This window comes from Alkalihalobacillus sp. NPDC127517 (assembly GCF_050276055.1).
Lineage (GTDB): Bacteria > Bacillota > Bacilli > Bacillales > Bacillaceae_D > Alkalicoccobacillus.
This window is the reverse complement of the sequence record NZ_JBNNQX010000009.1, coordinates 32,541-56,213: the sequence shown is the minus strand read 5'-3', so window position 1 is coordinate 56,213 and position 23,673 is coordinate 32,541. Positions and strand designations below refer to the sequence as shown.

At 39.7% G+C, this 23,673-nt stretch carries 21 protein-coding genes; 7 read left to right on the top strand and 14 right to left on the bottom strand.

The annotated features are described in order from the left end of the window. Window positions 1-58: 58 nt before the first annotated feature. Window positions 59-1,204 carry a DUF445 domain-containing protein gene (locus ACQKKO_RS13400; RefSeq protein ID WP_498647983.1) on the bottom strand — a complete coding sequence of 382 codons (1,146 nt, stop codon included), beginning with the start codon at window positions 1,202-1,204 and terminating at the stop codon, window positions 59-61. Window positions 1,205-1,353: 149 nt separating this feature from the next. Here ACQKKO_RS13400 and ACQKKO_RS13395 point away from each other — a divergent pair, with 149 nt between their 5' ends. The 3 genes from ACQKKO_RS13395 to ACQKKO_RS13385 all read left to right on the top strand — a co-directional run bounded on the left by ACQKKO_RS13395 (window position 1,354) and on the right by ACQKKO_RS13385 (window position 3,697). Continuing rightward, window positions 1,354-1,530, top strand: a complete 177-nt coding sequence (locus tag ACQKKO_RS13395) for a hypothetical protein (protein ID WP_498647981.1) — start codon at window positions 1,354-1,356, stop codon at window positions 1,528-1,530. Between the two features lie 67 nt (window positions 1,531-1,597). Further along, window positions 1,598-2,485: a PucR family transcriptional regulator gene (locus ACQKKO_RS13390; protein ID WP_498647979.1), complete on the top strand. Its 888-nt coding sequence runs from the start codon at window positions 1,598-1,600 to the stop codon at window positions 2,483-2,485. 114 nt (window positions 2,486-2,599) lie between these two features. Next, entirely contained in the window at window positions 2,600-3,697 is a 1,098-nt protein-coding gene (locus tag ACQKKO_RS13385; RefSeq protein WP_498647977.1) for an ABC transporter ATP-binding protein, read from the top strand. Between the two features lie 94 nt (window positions 3,698-3,791). Here the strand turns inward: ACQKKO_RS13385 and ACQKKO_RS13380 are convergent, their stop codons facing one another. After that, window positions 3,792-3,998, bottom strand: a complete 207-nt coding sequence (locus tag ACQKKO_RS13380; RefSeq protein ID WP_203086242.1) for an alpha/beta-type small acid-soluble spore protein — start codon at window positions 3,996-3,998, stop codon at window positions 3,792-3,794. A gap of 206 nt (window positions 3,999-4,204) precedes the next feature. On the opposite strand from ACQKKO_RS13380, the gene ACQKKO_RS13375 reads away from it, so the two are divergent. Further along, entirely contained in the window at window positions 4,205-4,759 is a 555-nt protein-coding gene (locus tag ACQKKO_RS13375; protein ID WP_498647975.1) for a LemA family protein, read from the top strand. A gap of 20 nt (window positions 4,760-4,779) precedes the next feature. Then, window positions 4,780-5,664 carry a zinc metalloprotease HtpX gene (htpX, locus tag ACQKKO_RS13370; protein WP_498647973.1) on the top strand — a complete coding sequence of 295 codons (885 nt, stop codon included), beginning with the start codon at window positions 4,780-4,782 and terminating at the stop codon, window positions 5,662-5,664. 224 nt (window positions 5,665-5,888) lie between these two features. On the opposite strand, the gene ACQKKO_RS13365 is transcribed toward htpX, so the two are convergent. Beyond that, window positions 5,889-7,091 (bottom strand): aminotransferase-like domain-containing protein, encoded by a 1,203-nt coding sequence (locus ACQKKO_RS13365; RefSeq protein ID WP_498647971.1) that lies wholly within the window; start codon window positions 7,089-7,091, stop codon window positions 5,889-5,891. A 205-nt stretch (window positions 7,092-7,296) separates the two neighbouring features. Between ACQKKO_RS13365 and ACQKKO_RS13360 the strand changes: the two genes are divergently transcribed. Then, window positions 7,297-7,977, top strand: coding sequence for a PspA/IM30 family protein (locus tag ACQKKO_RS13360; protein WP_498647969.1), 681 nt, complete (start codon window positions 7,297-7,299; stop codon window positions 7,975-7,977). A 39-nt stretch (window positions 7,978-8,016) separates the two neighbouring features. Here ACQKKO_RS13360 and ACQKKO_RS13355 read toward each other — a convergent pair whose 3' ends face one another. The 11 genes from ACQKKO_RS13355 to ACQKKO_RS13305 all read right to left on the bottom strand — a co-directional run bounded on the left by ACQKKO_RS13355 (window position 8,017) and on the right by ACQKKO_RS13305 (window position 22,305). Beyond that, window positions 8,017-8,844, bottom strand: a complete 828-nt coding sequence (locus ACQKKO_RS13355) for a hypothetical protein (protein ID WP_498647967.1) — start codon at window positions 8,842-8,844, stop codon at window positions 8,017-8,019. Window positions 8,845-9,118: 274 nt separating this feature from the next. Then, a complete protein-coding gene (locus ACQKKO_RS13350; protein WP_498647965.1) occupies window positions 9,119-10,930 on the bottom strand; it encodes an ABC transporter ATP-binding protein in 1,812 nt (603 codons plus the stop codon). Window positions 10,931-10,942: 12 nt separating this feature from the next. Next, window positions 10,943-12,691 (bottom strand): ABC transporter ATP-binding protein, encoded by a 1,749-nt coding sequence (locus tag ACQKKO_RS13345; RefSeq protein ID WP_498647963.1) that lies wholly within the window; start codon window positions 12,689-12,691, stop codon window positions 10,943-10,945. Between the two features lie 192 nt (window positions 12,692-12,883). Continuing rightward, complete coding sequence (locus ACQKKO_RS13340; RefSeq protein ID WP_498647961.1) at window positions 12,884-13,303, bottom strand: hypothetical protein; 420 nt, start codon at window positions 13,301-13,303, stop codon at window positions 12,884-12,886. A gap of 113 nt (window positions 13,304-13,416) precedes the next feature. Then, window positions 13,417-14,829, bottom strand: a complete 1,413-nt coding sequence (locus tag ACQKKO_RS13335) for a SpoVR family protein (protein WP_498647959.1) — start codon at window positions 14,827-14,829, stop codon at window positions 13,417-13,419. A 143-nt stretch (window positions 14,830-14,972) separates the two neighbouring features. Then, window positions 14,973-15,959, bottom strand: a complete 987-nt coding sequence (gene galE, locus ACQKKO_RS13330; RefSeq protein ID WP_498647957.1) for a UDP-glucose 4-epimerase GalE — start codon at window positions 15,957-15,959, stop codon at window positions 14,973-14,975. 18 nt (window positions 15,960-15,977) lie between these two features. Then, complete coding sequence (locus ACQKKO_RS13325; RefSeq protein WP_498647955.1) at window positions 15,978-17,714, bottom strand: phospho-sugar mutase; 1,737 nt, start codon at window positions 17,712-17,714, stop codon at window positions 15,978-15,980. A 72-nt stretch (window positions 17,715-17,786) separates the two neighbouring features. Next, window positions 17,787-19,418: a glycerol-3-phosphate dehydrogenase/oxidase gene (locus ACQKKO_RS13320; protein ID WP_498647953.1), complete on the bottom strand. Its 1,632-nt coding sequence runs from the start codon at window positions 19,416-19,418 to the stop codon at window positions 17,787-17,789. Between the two features lie 111 nt (window positions 19,419-19,529). Then, window positions 19,530-19,976 carry a FixH family protein gene (locus ACQKKO_RS13315; protein ID WP_498647951.1) on the bottom strand — a complete coding sequence of 149 codons (447 nt, stop codon included), beginning with the start codon at window positions 19,974-19,976 and terminating at the stop codon, window positions 19,530-19,532. 98 nt (window positions 19,977-20,074) lie between these two features. Next, on the bottom strand, window positions 20,075-21,580 hold the full coding sequence (locus tag ACQKKO_RS13310) for a GNAT family N-acetyltransferase (protein ID WP_498648292.1): 1,506 nt from the start codon (window positions 21,578-21,580) through the stop codon (window positions 20,075-20,077). A gap of 248 nt (window positions 21,581-21,828) precedes the next feature. Next, entirely contained in the window at window positions 21,829-22,305 is a 477-nt protein-coding gene (locus tag ACQKKO_RS13305) for a chemotaxis protein CheX (protein WP_498647949.1), read from the bottom strand. Window positions 22,306-22,546: 241 nt separating this feature from the next. Here ACQKKO_RS13305 and ACQKKO_RS13300 point away from each other — a divergent pair, with 241 nt between their 5' ends. Next, on the top strand, window positions 22,547-23,671 hold the full coding sequence (locus tag ACQKKO_RS13300) for a sugar phosphate nucleotidyltransferase (protein WP_498648291.1): 1,125 nt from the start codon (window positions 22,547-22,549) through the stop codon (window positions 23,669-23,671). Window positions 23,672-23,673 lie beyond the last annotated feature (2 nt).

Sequence of the window (23,673 nt, the reverse complement as noted above, 5' to 3'; positions counted from 1 at the left end):
ACTATAACATGTTCAGAGTGAGATTTCACGGAAAGTCATTCAAACCACTGAAAAAAACTTAAAGCGAGTTGATAAGTAGAACGAATAATCCTTGGAATAACCCCACCACACCACCAATGAGCGCACCTAGATACGTAATTAACTTAAGCTCTTTATTTGCCACCGACATCACAAGCTCTTCTAAGTATTTCGTTGAAAATGCAAGAACTTGATTGCTGATCACCTGTTCAATTTGGAATGCTTTTAAGAATTGACCAACCTGCTTGCTCGCAACACCAATCATTCCATCTGTTACAGTAGGGATCCACGTTTGTACGATTCGATTCTGATACACTGGCATCCATGTATGTAACGGCGCAGTAATTGACCGTAGGACAGGCGCTTTATCCTTTACAAGCTGACTTAAAAAGTGGCTAACTTTTTCTTCATTAATAAATGCATGAAGTTCCCCCAGAGGACGTTCTTTTACTTTATTCCATTCTTTTTCAAGCAACTCACTTACTAATTGGTTTGTTCGCTCGTTTTGCAGAAATCGTAAAATCTCAGGCTGTACCTTATCAACTAATCGTTCATTTCCCATAAACATTGAGATCATGCTTCCTAGTCGACCTTTATGATCTAAAAACTCTTCAATCATGCCGCTTAGTTTTTCTTTTCCTTCCTTGCTTTCAAAATAATCTGTTGCCTTAGTCAACACTGCCCGTGAAAGCTCCGGTAGATAGCCTTCTACCCGGTCAACAAGGGCCTCAGGCAATAACTCAACAATCGTTTTCTCTTGATTATTTGTTAAAAAACGACTAATTCCCGTTTCAATGATACGATCTGTACGATGATGAAGAATCTCTTGCAGATTCTTTACTCCAATCATTTGTTCAACATATGTTTCTAACGATTGCTCACTGTTTATCGCTTTTGTTGCTTCCGCTTCTAGCCAATCAGACACTCCCTGTTTAAAGGCCGTTTGTTTGATTTGTTTCTCTAGGCCTTCTGCTGTAAGCAGGTAGGTTCCCACCATTTCGCCCAATTGAATTGCAATTTCTTTATGTCTTTTTGGAATTAATCCAGGGGTAAATGGAACCCTCCACTTCCCAACGTAGTATGCCTTATGTGGTTTAAATAACATTCGTATAGCCATTGCATTAGTAATTCCACCTAATGCCGCTCCAACAATCACCATAAAACTAATAAACATCCATGGTTCCACTGTGTACACTCCTTCACTTGCTAAAAAACTTTGCTCACCTAGTATAATCGATTTTCTTCCCCGAGCAAAACACTTGGTCACTCTGTTTAGAATAGCACCTAAATGTTGAAGCATACTACGAACCAATTCAAATAAAAGGAGTTGCCAAAATGAAGGAATCTAAGCATAGAAAAGAGTCTGATCAAGGAAAAGAGCACTACTTTATGGACGTGGATCGGATGATTAACGAAGGGTTAGGCGGAGGCCGGGTTGCAGGACATCATGCTGGACGAATCGAACAAGCACGAGAGCTTGAAAAAGAAGATCCCCCATCCATTCAGGATTAATTCTTTACCGACACAACGCGCAAACGATATACTGGAACTATTCTACAGTAGTAAGGAGCGTTTGTGTATGATCACGGAATCGTTAAAAAGACAATTCGGATCAGCTATAACAACCAACCCATCTGATTATCATCGCTTTGATGTTCTCTGGCTACAAGATGAACAATCCAAGCCAATTGGTTTTTATAAAGAGCATTTATCTCAAAGAGAGCAGCAGCTTCTTATGCTGCTCTTGCCTGTTTGGAAACCATACCCTGTGCCCGAGACCGTATCCGAGAAACAATGGAAAGAATGGCTTTTTCAAGATTCATCTCAGCCTGTTGCTGCGCCTACTAATGAATCCATTCGCTTTGTGCATTTTTCACTTTCTGAGAGTATTGATACGTATACTGACTTTTATGAAGCGTGGCAAAACCTATTGCCAGGCTTACACACAATGATCTGGATGGATGCCTTAAACGGTGTTGTGATTGATCGGGTTGATGAAGAGACAAATGAGTTCTCTCATTTCATTCAAGCCATTGCGACTGATTTCTATGTAGATCTCACTCTTTTAATTGGCTCAACCAGGTCGATTGAACAAGCAAGGTCAACATTTACCTGGGAACAAGCCTGTTTCCGAGCCGCCTTACCACATGTAAATGCGCAGCATATCTTTAAAGAACATGAAGCGATTCCCTATTACCTTATTCAATTTATCCCTGAATCGGAAAACACCTATATACAAACTCAAGTACTGACAGATGAGATATTGCAGGATTCAGATATGATGAAGAGTATTTCAAGTTATCTTCATCACCATATGAATCTTTCATCCGCTGCAAAAAGCTTACATATGCATCGTAATAGCCTCCAATATCGAATTGATAAGTTTATTGAGAAAACCGGAATTGATATTAAACAATTTCAGCATGCAGCTTATATGCACTTTGTGCTTTTGTTACAGGATCGTTAATATGCTTGTGCACCTTGCCCAGAAAAAAGGATGAACTTTGTGCACCTTTTCCATATTCGAAAACAATGAAAAGGCTTACAATTCATTTATACTTACAATATGGAGGGGTTAAGCATGGCAGAGATTAGCTTAGAAAATATCTATAAAATTTACGATGGTGATGTAACAGCCGTAACGGATTTCAATTTAAGTATTCAAGATAAAGAATTTATTGTATTTGTTGGTCCATCTGGTTGCGGTAAATCAACAACACTTCGAATGATTGCTGGACTTGAAGATATTTCGAAAGGTGACCTTCATATTGGAGACAAGCGTATGAACGATGTTGCTCCAAAAGATCGTGATATCGCGATGGTATTCCAAAACTATGCCTTATATCCACATATGAACGTATACGATAATATGGCTTTTGGATTAAAGCTACGTAAGTTTAAAAAAGATGAAATTGATAAGCGAGTGAAAAATGCTGCCCAAATTCTAGGACTAACTGAAATGCTTGATCGTAAACCAAAAGCAATGTCAGGTGGTCAGCGTCAGCGGGTTGCTTTGGGACGCGCCATTGTACGTGATCCACAAGTATTCCTTATGGATGAGCCGCTTTCAAACCTTGATGCAAAGCTTCGTGTTCAGATGAGAGCAGAGATCACAAAGCTTCATAAACGCCTGCAAACAACAACGATCTACGTAACGCATGACCAAACAGAGGCTATGACAATGGCCACACGGATTGTTATTATGAAGGACGGACTCATTCAACAGGTTGGTTCACCGAAAGAAGTGTACGATAACCCTGAGAATGTATTCGTAGGTGGATTCATCGGCTCACCTTCTATGAACTTCCTAACTGGTCGCCTGAACGGAGATCAATTTGTTGTTGGAGATATCTCTCTAAGAGTACCTGAGGGAAAACTAAAAACACTTCGTGAAAAAGGCTATGCTGATAAAGATATCATTCTTGGTGTAAGACCAGAGGATGTACATGATGAGTTGTTATTCCTACAGTCTTCTCCTGATACAAAGCTAAATGCTGTCATTGATGTGGCTGAGTTAACAGGAGCAGAAACTGTTCTTTACTCAAGTGTAAACGGGCAAGAGCTTGTAGCTAGAGTCGATTCTAGAACAGACATCTCTTCTGGTCAGAAGCTTGACTTAGCCCTTGATTTAAACAAATGTCACTTCTTCGATGCGGATAATGAGCAACGTATTCGTTAAGTTGACTGCGGGAAGACGTTCCAAGATGGAGCGTCTTTTTTTTCGTTTTACGAAAAAGGGATGGCGCTAGGCCATCCCCTTATATCCATCATTATTAACGTTGGTATCCACCAAGTTGTTGTTCAGCAGCTTGTACTAAACGTTTAGTGATTTCACCACCAACTGAACCGTTTGCACGAGCAGTTGTATCAGCTCCAAGAGTTACTCCAAACTCAGAAGCGATTTCGTATTTCATTTGATCTAGAGCCTGTTGTACACCAGGTACAAGAAGGTCATTTGAATTGCTGTTGTTGTTAGCCATGTGTTTCACCTCCTCCTTGTGTAATCATAGTGTAGGTTTTTTTAGTTTGAAGTATGTATCGAAATATTTGGTAAAACTTAGATTTTTTAAAGGGTCATTATTTTTGTTCATCCTTCTTAATTTTCCATGCTACACTGATAAATGAAACCAAAGAACGTGTTTAATCGTAACTAACTAATCAACGTTGATCAGAAGGGATGAAGAAGATGGGATTTATTATTGCAGGAGCCATTATTGTAGTCATAGGACTGTTTTGGATTATGAATTACAACGGCTTAATTAAGTTAAGAGGTTGGAAAGAAGAAGCATGGTCACAAATCGATGTACAACTAAAAAGACGATATGATTTAATACCAAACTTAGTTGACACCGCCAAAACCTACATGAAACATGAAAAAGAAACATTAGCTGAAATTGTAAAAATGCGAAATCAAATTGTTTCACCTGATTTAAGTCGCGAAGAACAGGTTCAAGCGGATAATGAATTATCAGGTACACTAAGACAGTTTTTCTCCTTAACCGAAGCTTATCCCGATTTAAAAGCAAATGAGACGTTCTCTAAAGTTCATGAAGACTTGGTTGCAACTGAAAACAAGGTTGCTTATTCTAAACAGCTATACAATAAAACTGTCATGCAATATAACAACAAGGTTGAATCGTTTCCAAGTAACCTCATCGCATCCGTTCATAACTTCCGTAAGCATGGATACTTAGAAGCCTCAAATGAAGAGCGCCAGTCCGTTCGTGTTGATTTTGATTAAATTAGAGATGAGGGTAGCTCATGCATCTATATCAACAAATCAGTCAAAATAAACGTAAAACCATTTTTATCGTAACTGGATTTGTTCTATTTGTTCTGGCCGTAGGGGCTGCTATTACCTATCTTTACATAGGTGATTACATTAGTGGTCTCATCCTTGCCGCCCTTTTGGGTGGAGGCTACACCCTTATCATGCTCTTTAGTAGCACAAATGTTGTGATGAAAATGAATCATGCAAGGGAGATTCGCAGCTCGGATGACCATGCGTATTTGTGGAATACAGTTGACAGTCTCTCCATGGTTGCACAAATCCCAAAACCAAGGGTATTCATCATTCATGATCAAAGTCCAAATGCGTTTGCAACGGGCACCTCCCCTAAAAAAGCGGCTGTTGCGGTGACAACAGGTTTGCTTGATCAATTAAACAGAGAAGAACTCGAAGGCGTTATTGCACATGAAATTGCTCATGTACGAAATTATGATATCAGATTGGCCACCGTTGCTATTGCTTTAGTCTCAGTTGTTGCTATTTTAAGCGACATTGGAGCACGTTCCATGTATTATGGTCGCGCTAGAGGGAATAGAGACAGTAAACAAAATGGCATCATCATGATTTTGTCTCTACTTCTTATCATTATTTCGCCGATTGTCGCCACACTAATTCAGCTGGCGATCTCACGTAATCGTGAGTTTCTCGCTGATGCCACGGCTGCAGAGCTTACGCGAAATCCACATGCTCTGGCAAATGCGTTGAGAAAAATTACGAATACTTCTACACCGGTGAAAGAAGCATCGAATACGTCTGCTTCTTTATACTTTGCGGATCCATTAAAAAAGAAAGCAGCTAGTCTTTTTTCGACTCACCCACAACCTGAAGCGCGAATTAAACGATTAGAATCGATGTAAGCTAATGTTTCCAGTTTCGCTTCATTGCATAAAAATGCAAAAGAGGGTGGATAGCAAAATACGAACATAGCACAATATCCGCTGCAGGAGTCTTGGGTTCTCCCTCCTCTCGTTTTATAAAAAATAAGAATGGCGAATGATTCAACAATTGAATCATTCGCCATTTCCTTATTGATTTTAAGTTATGTCCCGGTCTCTATTACTCTTAACTTATTCGTTCTTTATTAAATAACTGTTTTCACTTGATCATCTGTGTGTGTAAACACATCTGATAATAAATGAATTCCTTTTTTGATTTCTTCGTCTGTCGCATGTGTAAAGTTTAACCGCATTGTATTGGTTTTTGGGACACCAGCGTAAAAAGGGGCTCCAGGAACATATGCCACTCCTTTTTTTACGGCTTCGGTTAGCATGGATGTTGTGTTCACTCGTTCATCCAGCTCGATCCACAGGAACATGCCTCCTTTTGGTTCGACAAAGTGGACATTCGGTAGATTGGAGTTTCTAATGCAGTCCACCATCACATCTCTTCTTTGCTTGTAGAGGTTGGTAACTCCTTGAATATGACCATCAAAGTCAAAGTGTGTACATAGCTGATAAATAGCTTGCTGAGACAGCGAATTTGAATGTAAGTCATTCGCTTGCTTAGCCTGTGCCATCATTCGAATTACCTGGAATGGACCGACAATCCAGCCAGTTCGAAGTGCTGGGACAGCTGTTTTTGAAAAGGTACTTGTATATAATACTCTTGATCCATCATCTAACGCAGCGATGGGGGTGTACGTTTCGTTTTGATTAAATTGAATGTCTCCATAAGGGTCATCCTCTAAAATCAGACAGTTGTACTTGTGAGCTAATCTGACAAGCATTCTCCGGCGTTCAAGCGACCAGACCTTTCCGGCAGGGTTAGAGAATGTAGGAACCACGTAGATACACTTTGGTCTTAAGCTACGCAGCTTTGCTTCTAGGTCCTCTTCAATCATTCCCTCATCGTCTGATTCAACAGCAACAGCTTCTGCTTCGTACGATTGAAACACTTGAAGGGCTGCAAGATAAGTTGGGTCTTCTGTTAAAACGATATCTCCCGGACTGAACATGACTCTTGAAAACAAATCAATAGCCTGCTGTGACCCTGTTGTAAGTAATACATCATTCGCCGTAAATCCTGTAATATCTTTCCGACTCATCCGTTCTACAACGAGTTCACGCAATGGAGCATACCCTTCTGTTTCAATATATTGCAGAGCTTTTGTGCCTGATGCAAACGCACGTGAAAATGCCTGCTCGATCGCTTCAACTGGAAACAAATCATCAGCTGGAAGACCTCCAGCAAACGAAATTACATCTCCGTTTCCCACAACCTTTAAAATATCTCGTACTGCAGACGATTGTAAATGTCTTACCCGTTTAGAAAAAGCGTATCTCATCTCTCAACACCTCAGAATGTTCTCTCTATTTAGTCAAATGTAATAGTTTTTATTTTATCTGATTTATCAGTAAAGTCAATCTTTAGATTTTTTATTTGAATATGAAACATTTTTTGCTATTGCCCGTATATACAGTTAAGAAAGTATTACAGATAAAATAGCCTGTGATAAACTTAGGTTATTAACAATATTAGGAGGGATTTGTATGTTTCGTTTCTTTTCTCGCGTTCGTACCATTGTTTCATCAGAATTAAATTCTTTGTTAAATAAAGCAGAGGATCCGGGCAAGATGCTTGATCAATTTATTTATGACATGGAAAATGATATTCAAGAGGTTGAAGCAGCCGTTGCAAAACAAATTGCAAGTGAAAAGCTGTTGAAAAAGCAACTAGACGAATCATTAGATGCCGTTACAAAACGTGAAGAACAAGCGATGGTAGCACTTGAATCTGGAGATGAGGATTTAGCGCGCAGAGTGCTTGAAGAGAAATCAAAACAGGAAACACAGGCGGATAGCTTGCAAATGTCTCATAACGAAGCAACAAAATTGTCATCAGAGCTTAAGGATAAACTTCGTGAAATGAAGGATGAGCTTCGTGAAATGACAATGAAAAAGGACTCCTTAAAAGCGCGTAACGAAAGTGCTCGGGCACGTGCAAAGGTAAACCGTTCGTTATCCGGGATGAATTCGGGTGCCAAAGGTGGCTTTGACCGTATGGAGGAAAAAGTGATGCGAAGTGAAGCAGAAGCAGAGTCTTCTGAGGAACTAAGAAGCATTAACAAAACACTAGATGATGATCTTGCTGCACTCACAACAAAAAGTAAAGTAGACAGTGAACTAGAGCAGTTAAAAACAAAAATGGCAGGGAAACAGAATAACGAATAATAAAAAAGCTGAGCGCTCTAATGAGTTCTCAGCTTTTTTCTATACTCGCTTGACCATGTCCTCATGTACTATTTTTAGATGCGTTTCTGCACGGTCCACCTCACCCGCTTGTAAGGAGCCTAAGAAACGCTCATAAGAAGCTGGTGAGGAAGTATTTGTTCCTTCAAATTGAGCAGCAAGATGACGTTGTTCTCTAAGAAGTGCTTGAAGTCTAGTTAATCTCTTCAAAAGCTCTACCCGGTCATTTTGAAGGTGCTCTAGATCATGCTTAGCCGTAATTGAATCTAAATCCTCAGCCGATACTTCATCTAACTCTTTTTTTAAATAATTGAGTTTTTGAACAAGGTTGTTCAAAGGATAATCTGTTTTTCGAACGTGAGCTTGTAGCTGTTTTTCAATCTCTTCTAATTGAGCTCTTTCTTCTTTTTCAAGAAAAGCGACATCTGTATCTTCTTTTTCCAGCTGGTCTAATTCGGTTTTCATTTTATTCAGCTTTTCAAACTCTTCATCCAGCTGTGATTTTGCTCTTGGCAAAACAGCGACAATGGTTCCATAAGAAGCTCGTGTAACACGTAACCCGTCTAAGTTCTGTTGAGCTTCTTTAACGGCATGGAGAATGCTAAAGAATCCTTCACTTAATTCTTCAAAGCGTTTTTTTGTTTTTCCTCGTGTTAGCTTTAATTTATCGGAAGAATCATGGTATGGCTGTAAGACCTCAGCCAATAGCTGATCATGCTTCTTAGATAACTCTTCGATTTCTTGCTCTAAAAAACGATTCTTCTTTCTTTGAAGGAACGATTGAACAACCAAAATAATAAGTGCAGCTCCAACTAATGTGATCACAATTTGAATCGTCGTGGTGAGCATGTTCTCTCACTCCTCTCTCTCATATAGTTAATACCCGTTTTTACTTACTATACATCCAACCTTTTATAATTTCTACTTACCATCATATACGTAGGAGTCGAAAAAATGTTGCAAGAAAAAACAGTAAATCATTTACTATTAAAATACGAACATAGCAGTAAATCCGCTACAGGAGAATCCCTCGCTTTCCAAAATACTAAAGGCGGATGATTCATTCGTAGAATCATCCGCCGATTTTTAATTGGTATTTAGTTTTATCTCAGCCGGTACCCATTTACTTTTCTAATGCTGCATATTGTGATTTAACAAGATTGTAGTACTTTCCTTCATGATTCATTAACTGTTGGTGTGTTCCTTGTTCAATAACATTTCCTTGTTCCAAAACAATGATCTGATCAGAATCGCGGATAGTTGATAAGCGATGCGCGATCATGATGGCCGTTCGATTATGAAGCAGTCGTTTTAGGCCTTTTTGTATGATTAATTCGGTTTCGGTATCAATACTTGCCGTAGCCTCATCCAGAATTAAAATACGTGGGTCTGCTAGAAGAGCCCTAGCGAATGACAACAGCTGTCTTTCCCCAACTGACAACACATTTCCTTGTTCTTCTACCTCTGTATGATAGCCTTTTTCGAGTTTCGAGATAAATGTATCTGCACCGATTGCTTTTGCCGCTTCAATTACTTCCTCATCTGTCGCACGAACGTTACCAAAACGAATATTTTCCATAATTGTCCCTGCAAAGATAAAGGTATCCTGAAGAACATAACTGACATTTGTGCGTAGCTCATTCAGTTTCAGATCTTTTAGGTCGACTCCATCAAGGAGAATTCTTCCTTTCGTTGGATCATAGAAACGGCTCATTAAATTAACAATCGTTGATTTTCCTGAACCCGTATGTCCAACTAAGGCAATGGTCTTCCCTGCTTCAAATGTTAAATTGATATCATCTAACGCTTTTCGATTAGAATCGTATGCAAACTCAACATGTTCAAAAACAAGCTCACCTTTTACATCCTTGAGTGGCTTTGCATCTGTTTTTTCAGGAACAGATGGTTTTTCATCAAGAAATTCAAAGATTCTCTCAGATGAAGCCATTCCGACTAATAGCTGATTGTACACTTGCCCAAGTCTTGAGATCGGCTCCCAGAACATTCCTAAGTAGAAAGCAAATGAAACAAATACCCCAATGGTAATGGCTGGATCATTTCCTTGGATTAAATAAGCTCCGTACCAAATAAGGATAGCTCCGCCAAGCGCACTTGCCATTTCAACAAATGGTCTAAACATCGCATTCATACGTGATGCCTGTCTCCAGCTCTCATAGTTATCCGTGTTTACTGTATCAAAGAATTCCATGTTCTCTTTTTCTTGAGCATATGCCTGTGTCACACGAATTCCTTGAATGCTTTCATTTAAATGAGAATTCAACCTGGATTGACGAATACGCACCACTTGCCAGGCTCGACGAATTTTCCGACGGAGTTTGGTAGAGATAAAAAACATAATAGGTAGCACAATTAAGATGGCAAGCGCCAGCTGCGGACTTAGTGTGAATAGAATGATGACAATCCCAATAAGCATGACAATATCCATCAATAAGTTGACTACACCGTTTGTAAACAAGTCCTGAAGTGAATTTATATCGTTTATTACACGTACAAGAATGGAACCTGCTGAACGCTTATCAAAAAAGCGATGTGACAGTCTCTGGATATGCTTAAATAAATCTGATCGAATATCATATATAATGTGCTGACCAAGCTCATTCATCCAGCGAATCCGATAATAGTTTGCGACATATGACAAAATGTACATCCCAAAAACAATGCCTGCTAGCATAAACATAAACGAAACGTCATTACTTGAAATTCCGTAATCAAGCGCATACACGCCGATAAAAATAGGAATGGCAAGTCGAACAAGCGTCGAAATGAACATGGCAATAATCGTTTTTGGGAGTAGGGTCTTGGCATAAGGCTTCATGTATCCAAATAGTCTTGTCATTTGCATCCAGTTAAATGGCTTTTCAATGATTTGCTCTACCGGATAATGAAACCGCGATTTTTTGGTTGTTTCTTCCAAGTGCCTACCTCCTTACGCCCGTTGCAACACATGTTGCTGGTCCTGATTTTGAATATCATAAATTCTACGGTACATTCCCTCACGGTTTTTCAGAAGCTCTTCATGTGTTCCGCGTTCGCTCACTTCGCCACTATCAAGGACGATGATTTCATCTGCATGTTTTACAGAAGAGATACGATGCGCAATGATGAATGTTGTTCGACCTTTCATTACTTCTTTAAATGCCTTTTGAATTTTCACTTCCGTTTGCATATCAACCGCGCTTGTTGCGTCGTCTAAAATAAGGATACTTGGGTTCATGATAATGGCACGAGCAATAGCAATCCGCTGCTTTTGTCCACCGGATAACCCAAGTCCTTTTTCGCCAAGCACCGTTTCATATCCATTAGGAAGATTTTCAATAAATTCATGGGCATCGGCTCGTTTTGCTGCTTCAATAATCTCATCCATCGTTGCATCTGGATTACCATAAGAGAGATTATCCCGAATGGTCGATGAGAAAAGGAAGGTCTGTTGAAGAACGACACCAATATTTCGTCTCAATTCTTTTAAAGTGTACTGTTCAATTGGCCGTCCATCGATCAAAATATCTCCTGATTGTTTTTCATAAAAACGTAGCAATAATTGAATAATTGTTGATTTCCCTGAGCCTGTTGCTCCAACCAATCCAATCGTTTTCCCTTTTGTAGCATGAAAGTTTATATCTGTGACTGCCGGCTTATTTTTTGAGTCGTATTGAGCGGTCACGTGTTTGAATTCAACTTCACCAACTAATCGCTTCGTTTGTTCAACACCTGAACCATCCGGTCTTTCCACTTCATCAAGAACTTCTAGTAAACGCTCACCTGAAGCTTTTGATTGAGAAAACGTATTGATAATAAAACCAAGTCCCATAATTGGACCTGTAATATAGGCAACTAAACTGAAGAATGCAACGAGTTCACCTGGTGTCAAAGATCCCGTAATGGTGAGGTATCCTCCAAAAGCGAGGAGAATAACAGCGGATAGATTCCCAACTAACTCCATTAACGGAAAATAGGTGCCCCAAATTTTAGCAACATGAAGATGTTTACTACGATAATCTTCATTTTTCCCAGAAAAGCGCAAAATTTCTTCGTCTTCCTGTGATAACGCTTTAACTGTTTGCATTCCACTCACGTTTTCTTGAACCTTTGTATTTAATTGTGCAAGAGATTTACGAATGCCTCTGAACGCTGGGTGGACACGCTTGTCAAACCGAATGACCACAAACACTAGAAGTGGCATCATTACCATAGTAGCTAAAGCTAGTGGAATGGAATAGTAGAACATAACGGCCATACTAAATCCAATCAGTAGCACGAGGTTGACAAGCTGCGCACAGCCAAACGAAAGGAAAAAGCGAAAGGCTTCTACGTCAGCTGTTAAACGCGACATTAGATCTCCTGTTTTTGCATTGTCATAGTATCGGAAAGGTAAAAACTGAAGTTTCTCATAAAGGGAATTACGGAGACGATAGACGGATTTGACGCCAAACATATCCCCTAAGTATTGATGAATATAGACGGCTCCCCCTTTTAAAGCCATAATGCCTATAAATCCTAAAGCAAGATAGGGAATCATTCCATACTCCCCACCAACTACAGCCGTATCAATTGTGTATTGCAGAATAATTGGATACAACACCGTTAATCCCGAGACAGCAGCTAATGCAATCAATGACCAAATAAAAAGCTTTTTATCTGGCAAATAAAACCGAGACAGTCTTTTAAACGTATCCATGAAACCCCCCATTTCAACCTGTTCATTTATTTAGAGCCACGAAGAATAAAATAGCAAAGTTAATCTTACCTTGATCCCCTCAAACAGTCAATTGTTTCTTACTAATTATTTTTACATTTCTGACGTTTTAAAAGAGCGCTTTCATTCTATGTGTGTCATACCGTCATTATTCGTCTAAAAAGAAAAACGATCTTATTGATCGTTTGTCCCATATCTCTTTTCTTTTCCATCCTTAAAGGTAATTGCTAAATCCAAGACATCGTACGTACCGCCAAATTCAAAAACATAACGGACTTGTTGAAGCACAACTTCTGAAAATGTTTGGGGATCAATTGTTAGTTGGTCGATTTTTTCTTGTACGTTTTCTTCGTTTACTCCTGCTACGAGATCATTGTGATATACCCATTCCTCTGGGTCATTCTTCACATAGTGTACTCGTACCTCTTCACCATTTTCATACACAACCTGCAAGGTGAGTGTTTCTATTGCTTCTTCATAATCTCCCACTGATTGAACGTGTGCAGGAGGAGGTTGCTCTTTTTCTTGGTTTTGACAACTTACGAGAGGCATAACAATGACGAATAGACATATGAACTTAAAAATAGAACGCATACGAAGTTCTCCTTTTTTTCTTAGTATGTCCTGATGTGTTGTCATGTTATGTAAACAAAAAAAAGGCGAAAATCCTATTAAAAGGATCCGTCGCCCAACATGTAAATTCTTAACTAAATATATTTTCGTTGCATTTTCTTTCCGTCAAACAAAAAGCAAATTGGCTTATCATTAATTTGCGACTGCAAATGGATTGGTCTTCCCCAAAGCTGATATAAGTAAGGCATGACCTTTTCTAAATAGGAAACATCAAGTTCTGTGTCTTCAAAACTATGAGTAATATATAGCTCCCCATTTTTTAAGTAGTCTCCGTCTGTAATGCTTAAATAAGGAAATCCACCATTTACGCGAGAAGAGGCAAGCTGATCCCGAACCGTTTCCCATTGCTTATCAATGATCTTGTATTCACTTCCTTGTTTCTGAAACAAATACATATCCTCGCGCATGACAAGATCTTTTGTTAAATAATTTCGGATAAAGGAGATATCAGACTCAATTTCTCGTACTTCAAACATTTTCTCGCGACCACTGCCAGGCTTTACTCCTTGGCGCTTTTGCATTTCTTCAGTTGGGTTATCGTATTCCTGCTCAATGTTCTCAAAGATTTTTAATCCTAAATAATATGGATTAATTGAGGTTTTTGAAGGTTGGACGACCCCTGCATTCAATTTCGCAAACTCAATGGTCTCATCTGTAGTTAAATCCATTTCTCTTAAAATTCGAGCGTGCCAATAAGAAGCCCAGCCTTCGTTCATAATTTTTGTTTCAAGCTGTGGCCAAAAATATAGCATTTCTTCTCTCATCATCGTCAGCACATCGCGTTGCCAATCTTCAAGCTCACGGCTGTATTCCTCAATGAATAAGAGAATATCCTTCTCGGGTTGAGGAGGGAATTGCGGTTTCTTCTTGAGAGGTGATTCCAGCTCTGCTTTCTTTGTCCCGTCTAAATTCCATAAATCATCGTATTCACTTCTACTTTTTAATTGCTTTTCTTCCTCTTCATTCAGTGACCAAGTCAACTTTGGACGCAATAGACTTGGATCGATATGTTCTTGAATAGCTAGTACCGCATCTAAAAAGGTTTCTACCTCTTCTTTTCCATGCAAATGCTCGTAATGAGCAATACGTTCCGACGTGGCACTCATGCTTTCAACCATATCCCGTCTTGTATTCGAAAACCTGACATTATTTTTAAAGAAGTCACAGTGGGCTAGGACGTGTGCCACAATAAGTTTGTTTTGAATCAACGCATTACTGTCAAGTAAGAAGGCATAACAAGGGTCTGAGTTAATAACCAGCTCATAGATTTTACTTAACCCTAGATCATATTGCAGCTTGCTTTTATGAAATTGTTTTCCAAAGGACCAGTGACTATAACGTGTGGGCATACCATAGGCTCCAATGGTGTAAATAATTTCTGCAGGACAGATCTCGTAACGCATATCATAAAAGTCTAATCCAAAACCTGTTGCAATCTCCGTGATCTCGCCAATGGCATGTTCTAAGTCTTTCCAATCATTTGACACGGACGTTCTCCCCCTCACTTGTTCCTTCTTTTACTATATGAAGTGGTCTCCATAAATTATGAGCGAATTCTCGTACACATCATGAAAGATCAAAAAAAGAGCGAGCTCTCCTAATCGGAAGAACTCGCTTTATGTTCTATAGATTAATCATCGTATCCATTTGGATGGGCAGAATGCCAGCTCCATGCATGCTTAACGATGTCGTGTAGCTTTGTGAATTTCGGTTCCCAAGAAAGCTCTGATTTTGCTTTTTCAGGGGAAGCAATTAACACCGCAGGATCTCCTGCTCGTCTTGGTGCAATCGCTGCAGGGATCTCACGCTGTGTTACTTCTCTACACACGTCAATTACTTGTTTGACGGAGAACCCTTGACCGATTCCAAGATTATAAATTGAACTTGTTCGCTCGTTCATTAGTTTCTTCACGGCTAAAAAGTGAGCATCCGCTAAATCCATCACATGAATATAATCGCGAATACATGATCCATCTTCCGTATCGTAATCATCTCCAAACACTTGAACCTGTTCTCGTTGACCTAAAGCCGTTTGAAGAACAATTGGGATGAGATGAGATTCCGGATCATGATCTTCACCAATACGTCCTTCTGGATCAGCTCCAGCTGCATTAAAGTAACGCAAACAAATGGACTTTAACCCGTATGCTTGATCAGACCATTTAAGCATTTTTTCAATGGCAAGCTTTGTTTCACCATATGGATTGGTTGGATTTGTTGGTAACGTCTCAACAATCGGCACCTGTTTGGGCTCGCCGTACGTTGCAGCCGTTGAAGAGAACACAATATTTTTCACGTTGTGTTCGACCATCTTTGTTAAAAGCGAATGTGTACCAATTACATTATTATGATAATACTTTAATGGCTCCGCTACACTCTCACCAACCAATGAATCCGCTGCAAAGTGAATGACCGCATCAATGTGTTGCTCTGTGAACACTTTATCAAGAAACGCACCGTCTAGTAGATTTCCTTCATATAACGTAGCTCCTTGTAATGCGTCCAGATGGCCTTTTGTTAGATTATCAACAACAATAACGTCTTCTCCCTTATCTAACAGGTAAAGAACGGTATGGCTACCAATATATCCAGCACCACCAGTAACTAAAATCGCCATAATGTCATTCCTACTTTCTTAAATAAATTGATTTACGTAATCCATCACTGCCGTACGAAGAGTCGCTAATTTTTCTTTACTTTCTTCCTCACTTGCTGCGTCCACACCAAAGTAGAATTTGACCTTTGGCTCTGTTCCAGATGGACGAATACAGAACCATGAGCCATCTGTCAGTTTATACTTCAGTACATTTGATACTGGTAACGTAATCGTTTCTTTTTCACCTGTGACGAGCAACGATCGTTCACTTGATTGGTAATCTTCAACTGACTCAATTTGAATATCATTCATCTCTTTTGGAGGATCCATTCGGAATGATGCTAAAATACTGTTGATTTTCTCCGCACCGGCTTTTCCTTTTAATGTGAGTGACTCAAGACCTTCACGGTAGAAGCCGTACTTCGAGAACACTTCCTGAAGTCCTTCGTAAATCGTCATTCCACGCTCTTTGTAATATAGCGCCAGTTCTGCTCCTAATAAACAAGCTTGAACCGCATCTTTATCTCGTACAAAATCACCAATTAGATAGCCATAGCTTTCTTCATATCCAAATAAGAACGTATGCTCTCCAGATTCTTCATATTCCTTGATCTTTTCACCAATAAATTTAAATCCAGTTAATGTATCAAGAGATTTCAAGCCAAACTGCTCTGCAATTTTTGCTCCGATCTCAGACGTAACGATGGTTTTTAACACAATACCATTCTGTGGAAGAGTGCCATCTTCCTTCAGTTTAGTTAACAAGTAATCAAGCAACAAAGCACCCGTTTGATTTCCTGTTAAAACTTGATAGTTTCCTTCATGATCTTTTACAGCAAGTCCTACTCGATCAGCATCAGGATCCGTAGCTAAAAGAAGGTCAGCCTCGTTCTCTTCACCAAGCTTCATTGCATACTCAAATGCAGCATGCTCTTCAGGGTTTGGAGACTTTACTGTAGAGAAATTTGGATCTGGAAGCTCTTGTTCTGGAACAACAGTGACGTTCGTAAACCCAGCATCTGTAAGTACGCGTCTAACAGGAATATTCGCCGTACCATGTAGTGGCGTAAATACGATATTAACGGTTGAACCTTGTTCACGTACTAAGTCAGGCTGAACCAAAATCGTTTTAAGTTGTTCATTATAAGCATCATCAACGTCTTGTGGAACAATTTGATAGAGAAGCTCACTTTTTAATTTCGTTTCTTCTCCTACCTCAATAAGTAGTTCGTTTTGAATGGCATCAACATAGCTTACAAGTTCATCAGCTGGACCTGGAGGAAGCTGCCCACCATCTGGACCGTAGACCTTAAAGCCATTGTATTCGGGTGGATTATGACTTGCTGTGATAACGATTCCTGCATATGCTCCTAAGTGCCTTACCGCATAAGATAGCTCTGGCGTTGGGCGAAGATCGTTAAACACATACGCCGTGATTCCTTGCTTACCAAGTGTTAAGGCAGCCTCTTTAGCAAATTGCGGTGACTTATGACGAGAATCATAAGCAATCACAACGCCACGCTTTTTTGCGTCTTCTCCTTTACTTTCCAAATAATCAGCCAATCCTTTTGCTGCGCGACGAACTGTGTATGTATTCATTCGATTTGGACCAGGCCCAATTTCTCCACGCATTCCACCTGTTCCAAACTCTAGATTTTTATAAAAGCAGTCCTCAAGAGTTGTTTCATCCCCTTTAATGGCATCCAGCTCTGTTTTTACATCTTGCTCAAGGGTCGCAAATGTTGACCATTTTGTATAGCTATCGTTCCAATTCAAAAAATCTCCTCCTAAAATATATCTGCTCACTGTTTATGACGTTACTATTTTACTACTATTTACCTATTCCGGCTACTGTTTGTTTTTTGCATCACTTAGGCTATGTGTTGCTAATTCTTTGTCCAATTCATCCTGCCAGTGCACACTTTCTTGTTCATCCCATTGAAAGCGATCCTGCATATAACGGAAGATCGGATTCATCCACTTCTCCATAACTGGACGATTAAAATAAAGTGCATGGGTGCGTCGTACTAAAAAGTCCAATGGTGAAACCACCATTTCTTCTTCAATGGCATACGTTAGCTGAGCGAATAGAATAGGCGGTAATCCAGATTCCGCTGCTCGTCTTCTACTCGTCCGAACTCTTGACCATATATTTGTAATATTTGAACCATATAAGATAGATAGCGCATACGCTTCTTCATAGCTAAGTCCAAGGGCTTCCCCTTCTTCAGCTTTTGTTTTCAGAAAGTCTTCAAACCGGTCCAAACCACCGACCTGTCCCCCTGAGAGGGTAATCGAATCCGTTTGACTTCCAAAAGATCGACTATGCTCCTTCTCAATCGAATCAATCACCCGCTCTGCAACAACTCGATACCCAGCTGTATGGTGACAATACACGGACCTAAGACCCGAGGAAGAAATGACAATCTCTTCTGGTTTATGATGCTTTTGATTTGTCATACTACGTTCAGTATCTACCCAGAATGACTCCACATGCTTTGGTGTTAACAAAGTAGATTGGAACGTTTGGTTCAAGGAATCTAAAAGGGTCTGAATGGCTTGTGGTAACCCATCTTTTGATGAGCGGTCAACATAGGCCGCGCCAACATAAATCTTTTCGCCAAATGGTATGGCATAAAGCATTTGACCCTCTTTACTTTCAAAATAAATGCCTTGCTGGATGGGCAATGATTTACGATCTAACACAATATGAAGCTTATCATTTGTTTTGTCTACGCTCTCATCAAGCGAACGATCCTGTTCTCTCAGGTGGTTCATATTGGATCCCGCAGCATTTACAATAAAGTTCGCAAAAATCTTGTGTGCTTCACCTGTAAGCTGATCAACCGCCATCACACCAACTACTTTTCCTTGCTCGTATAAGAAGGACTCTGCCTTTAAGTAGTTAGCAGCAATTACGCCTCTCGCTGTCGCTACCTTTAAGACTTCGATGGTTAACCGTGCATCATTTAACTGATACTCCGTGTATAACCCGCCTCCTTTTAAGTTATCTGTTCTTAAAAGCGGCTCTTGCTTTTGAACTTGTTTCTTATTTAACATATGTCTTCTATCTTTTTTGTTTAATTCAACCCAACGATCGTAAATACGCAAACTTAAAGAAGCTTGAATTCGACCGAATGCTCCTTTTTTATAGACTGGCATCATCATGCTAATAGGTGAAACAAGATGCGGAGCGTTATCTAAAATGACCGCTCTTTCTCTTCCAAGCTCAGCGAAGGCCTTTACATCTAAATGTTTAAGTTCGCTTAAACCGCCTTGAATAAGCTTATTAGAGCGACTCGATGACCCTCCTGAAAAATCATGTTGATCAATGATTCCTGTATTGAACCCTCTTACTCTGGCATCAAGTGCAATCCCTGCGCCTGTAATTCCCCCACCAATCACCAATACCTCAAGCCCTTTTTCTTTAAGCTCTTCAATATGGTTTGCTCGATTCTCCCCTGAAAACGTTCTACTCACCGGGTCCACTCCCCCCTACATCCCTATTGCCAGTTCTATACGGAATTCAACAGGTTGATGTTTCAGCCTTGTTTCCTTTTCTTGTAGTATACATCAAACGACTCTTTCATTCTATTTTCTATAATCACCTGCAGGTATTTTTTCTGCTCCCGGCTGTACAGAAATGGCGTACGGAAATTCTTCTTGATGCTTCCCGTTTGAAACGGTTACAATCCCCTTCCAATCTCCTGATTCTTTAAACGATAGTTCTGCTTGATACAACCCGTCTTCTACGTGATGCATCCAATGCGTTTCTTTTAATCCCGATTGCGAGCTGAAGTCGATTTTAACTTGCTCACTCACAGCAGATTCTCCTTGACTGTTTTGTAAAAACAGCTGAACGGCCTCGTATTTAAATGGTCGATAGCCCTCAGCAACATGAACCACATGCATGTCCCAGCTTTCCTCATTACCCGCTTCCACCATCGGATTCACAATGGTTTGATAAAAAAGGAAACCAAAAAAGATGATCAGTCCTAACAAAGAAACATTTACTCTTGGTTGTAATCGTTCAATCACACAAATCCCTACCAGTCTTTTTTTAAACAGCTTCGCCTAACACGAATCGTTCCAAACATAAAAAAAGAAGAACCATTTCGGTCCTTCTTTATGCCTTATTAAGGCTGCTTATATGATATATGGTAGACATCGTGACGACGGTCGCGCAACTGATTCACGCTGCCTGAACGTCTGTGACGACGGAGAATTTCAAGGTCAACATCTCCTACAACAACCGTTTCAATGTTTGGATTGCATTCTCCTACAATTCCATCACGTGCAAATGTGAAATCAGACGGGCTGAAGATTCCAGACTGTGCATATTGAATGTCCATGTTTTCAACATCAGGAAGATTTCCGACTGTACCTGAGATCACCGTATACAGTTGGTTTTCAATGGCACGAGCTTGAGAACAATAACGAACACGCAGATAGCCTTGACGATCATCTGTACAGAATGGCGTAAAAATAATGTTCGCCCCTTTATCTACTGCAATTCGTGCCAGTTCTGGAAATTCAATATCGTAACAGATTTGAATCGCAATCTTTCCACAATCTGTATCAAACACCTTCACTTCATCTCCACCCGAAATACCCCAGAACAGTCTCTCATTTGGTGTCACATGAATTTTGTATTGCTTTTCAATTGTTCCATCACGTCTAAAGAGATAAGAGATGTTATAGATTTTCCCTTCCTCTTCAACAAAGTGAGAGCCGCCAACTATATTAATATTGTAACGAACAGCAAGCGTTGTGAAGAGTTCAATGTAGTCCTCGGTAAATTCCGTTAGACGACGAATCGCTCGACTCGGGCTTTTCTCTGGTAAAAAGGAAAGCAGTTGCAGCGTGAAGATCTCTGGGAAAATAGCAAAATCAGAATTAAACCCAGCAGCAACGTCTGTATAGTATTCACATTGAACCGCAAATTCCTCAAAGGAAGCAATCTTCTTCATTTCATATTGAATCGTTGTAATTCGCACTGGGAACGATGTCTTAAATTTACGTTTAGGAATCGTTGGTCTATAGTCAATATTATTCCATTCCATAAGCGTTGCATAACGCATGGAGGCTTTGTCATCATCTAAATAATTGGAGTTTACTCGTTTTAATGTAAATCCATTCACAACCTGGAAGGTCAGAACTGGATCATATAAGTTGTGCATCGTCACTTCTTCCACATACTGGCGTGGTGTTAGTTCTGCTGCATGCTTTGAATAGTTTGGAATCCGCCCACCAATGATAATACTTTTGAGATTCAGTTCACGGGCTAGATCTTTACGTGCTTCATACAATCTACGACCAATCTTCATTCTGCGAAAGTTCGGATGAACCATTACTTCAATTCCATATAGATTGTAGCCTTCTGGATCATGGTTTGTAATGTACCCTTCATCTGTAATCTCATCCCACGTGTGTTGGTCGTCATATTCATCAAAGTTAATAATTAAGCTTGAACATGAACCGATTATTTCACCGTCATATTCCACGCAAAATTGCCCTTCAGGAAAGATTTCAATATGGCTACGAAGCTGGTCATAACGCCAAGGCTCCATATTTTTAAAGCATAATTTCGACATTGCTATAATATCATCGAAGTCACGCGCCTCGATGTTTCGAATAATCATCTTCTTCTCAAACTTTGAAACATCAATTTCTTTCAAAATCGTTCACTCCTTCCAGATCTCACACTGATTACGATAGGTAGTTTACCCTTTTTTAACACGTTTGAATAGTATTTTCACCTAATTGTTCAGAAGGATTTCTGTATATAAAAACGAAGCTGGCATTTCTCTTCGCTCCTCTTGTAAAAGAAACAAAGGCAAATGACCCATTACTGAATCATTTGCCTTGTTTATGTATTTAGTTTTGCACATTAAATGCTAAGCGTTTCTTCAACAACTTGAAAAGAGATATGAATATCAATTAAGCCAACCGTTGTGTCTAAAGATAAGGTTAAATATTTTTCGGAAGAATGAAAGATTGATGACCCCTCATTTGTTACTGGTGGAGTTACATCTATGATACAGTTCTCGTTTGATAGTTCAGTTGCTGTTGTGCCAGCGATCCAGTTCCCAAATTCCTTTACAGCACTCCAACTCATTTCATCGAGTTCCGCAATCACCATGCCTCCCATCATCTTACCTACGATCTGTAAGGCTGTGTCTTTTTTAAAGCTGCATATAATCTGGCCTGCTAACTGCCCCTTCACTCCAAGTATGACAGAAATTTCACTACTTGTGACACTTCCTGTTCCAACCTTAGGCGTAAGAGATGTTACTTCAGCTCCTAAATGTGTGGTAAGTATCCCTTTTGTTGCTCGTACAATCGCATTTACATATCTAGCGTCCATAGTTCCCCCTAGTGGTTCATTGTTTATCTTCATGTTTTACAATCCAAGAATGACAATGCTTTGTTATCTATTTATCGACTGTTCTAAGTAAAATCTAAAGGATTTAATACAGAACAAAGTTGTTTTTTTAGAAAGCTGAGATATCGAGGAATAGAAAACGGTTACATAGACATACGTATCAATACATAATCACTTCTACATGAATGTGCGTGAGAAAAAAAGGGGGAATTACGTGAACTCTATGGTGAATTGTGTCGCTATGATCTTAGCAGGGGGTGCAGGTACAAGACTAGGTGCCTTAACGAGAAATGAATCGAAACCAGCCGTCTCTTTTGGTGGCAATCATCGTATTATTGACTACACAATTAGTAATTGTATACATTCAGGTATTAAACAAGCTGGTGTGTTAACACAGTATAAGCCTGAAACCCTTCGTTCTCATCTAGAGAGTAGTGAGTCCTATGGACTTTCTATTGATTGCTTACCAGCAACCAATTCAACATACGAGGGAACAGCAGATGCCGTCTGCAAAAATGTACAGTATCTTGAAGAACACGAACCAACTCATGTCCTTATTCTCTCAGGAGATCATATTTACCAGATGAATTACGAAGAGCTGTTAACGTTCCATCAACAAAAAGATGCAGACGTTACACTAGCCACACTTTCAGTTCCAAAAGATGAAGCAAGTCGCTTTGGTATTTTGCGTGTAGATGATGACAATAGAGTGCTCGAATTTGAAGAAAAGCCTGACCATCCAAAAAGTCAAACCGCTTCGATGGGCATCTATCTGTTTAACTGGTCTTACTTAAAAGAATGCCTACTAAACGATTCTGTGAATCCCACCTCAAGTCATGATTTCGGTAAAGATATTCTCCCAAAACTCGTGCACCAGGCTAAGCTTTTCGCATTTCCTTATGATCAATATTGGCGTGACGTTGGTACCTTACAAACTTACTGGGAAACACAAATGGATCTTATTAAAGGAACATCACCCTTCCTTCATACAGAAAAAGAATGGCCATTATTTACAAAACCTCTCTCGTCTGCCTTTACGCCAATATCCATTCAGTCAGTAAAGGAAGCAAAGGAACGGAAAATCGCTGAATCTGTCATTTCGCCTACTGCATATATTTCAGAAGGAGCAGCAGTCTATCAGTCTGTGATTCTACCTGGCGCGTCAGTTGGAAAAAATGTCTACCTGCATCGAGTCATTGTCGCTGAGAATACTCATATCCCGGATCATATGTCATTCGCCTCAGACAATGAAATCATGCTCATTACACCCTCTGTTGTGCATCGACTTTCTAAAACGAAACCAGCTCATTCCATGATCAGTAATCATCTACTCAAGAATATTAAGTAAAA

Excerpts from the sequence above, each read along its gene's own strand:
- htpX (WP_498647973.1), top strand. The coding sequence starts at position 4,780 with ATGCATCTATATCAACAAATCAGTCAAAATAAACGTAAAACCATTTTT.
- ACQKKO_RS13300 (WP_498648291.1), top strand. The coding sequence starts at position 22,547 with ATGGTGAATTGTGTCGCTATGATCTTAGCAGGGGGTGCAGGTACAAGA.
- ACQKKO_RS13375 (WP_498647975.1), top strand. The coding sequence starts at position 4,205 with ATGGGATTTATTATTGCAGGAGCCATTATTGTAGTCATAGGACTGTTT.
- ACQKKO_RS13305 (WP_498647949.1), bottom strand. The coding sequence starts at position 22,305 with ATGGACGCTAGATATGTAAATGCGATTGTACGAGCAACAAAAGGGATA.
- ACQKKO_RS13390 (WP_498647979.1), top strand. The coding sequence starts at position 1,598 with ATGATCACGGAATCGTTAAAAAGACAATTCGGATCAGCTATAACAACC.
- ACQKKO_RS13340 (WP_498647961.1), bottom strand. The coding sequence starts at position 13,303 with ATGCGTTCTATTTTTAAGTTCATATGTCTATTCGTCATTGTTATGCCT.
- ACQKKO_RS13365 (WP_498647971.1), bottom strand. The coding sequence starts at position 7,091 with ATGAGATACGCTTTTTCTAAACGGGTAAGACATTTACAATCGTCTGCA.
- ACQKKO_RS13310 (WP_498648292.1), bottom strand. The coding sequence starts at position 21,580 with ATGATTATTCGAAACATCGAGGCGCGTGACTTCGATGATATTATAGCA.
- ACQKKO_RS13360 (WP_498647969.1), top strand. The coding sequence starts at position 7,297 with ATGTTTCGTTTCTTTTCTCGCGTTCGTACCATTGTTTCATCAGAATTA.
- galE (WP_498647957.1), bottom strand. The coding sequence starts at position 15,959 with ATGGCGATTTTAGTTACTGGTGGTGCTGGATATATTGGTAGCCATACC.
- ACQKKO_RS13395 (WP_498647981.1), top strand. The coding sequence starts at position 1,354 with ATGAAGGAATCTAAGCATAGAAAAGAGTCTGATCAAGGAAAAGAGCAC.
- ACQKKO_RS13385 (WP_498647977.1), top strand. The coding sequence starts at position 2,600 with ATGGCAGAGATTAGCTTAGAAAATATCTATAAAATTTACGATGGTGAT.
- ACQKKO_RS13345 (WP_498647963.1), bottom strand. The coding sequence starts at position 12,691 with ATGGATACGTTTAAAAGACTGTCTCGGTTTTATTTGCCAGATAAAAAG.
- ACQKKO_RS13380 (WP_203086242.1), bottom strand. The coding sequence starts at position 3,998 with ATGGCTAACAACAACAGCAATTCAAATGACCTTCTTGTACCTGGTGTA.
- ACQKKO_RS13355 (WP_498647967.1), bottom strand. The coding sequence starts at position 8,844 with ATGCTCACCACGACGATTCAAATTGTGATCACATTAGTTGGAGCTGCA.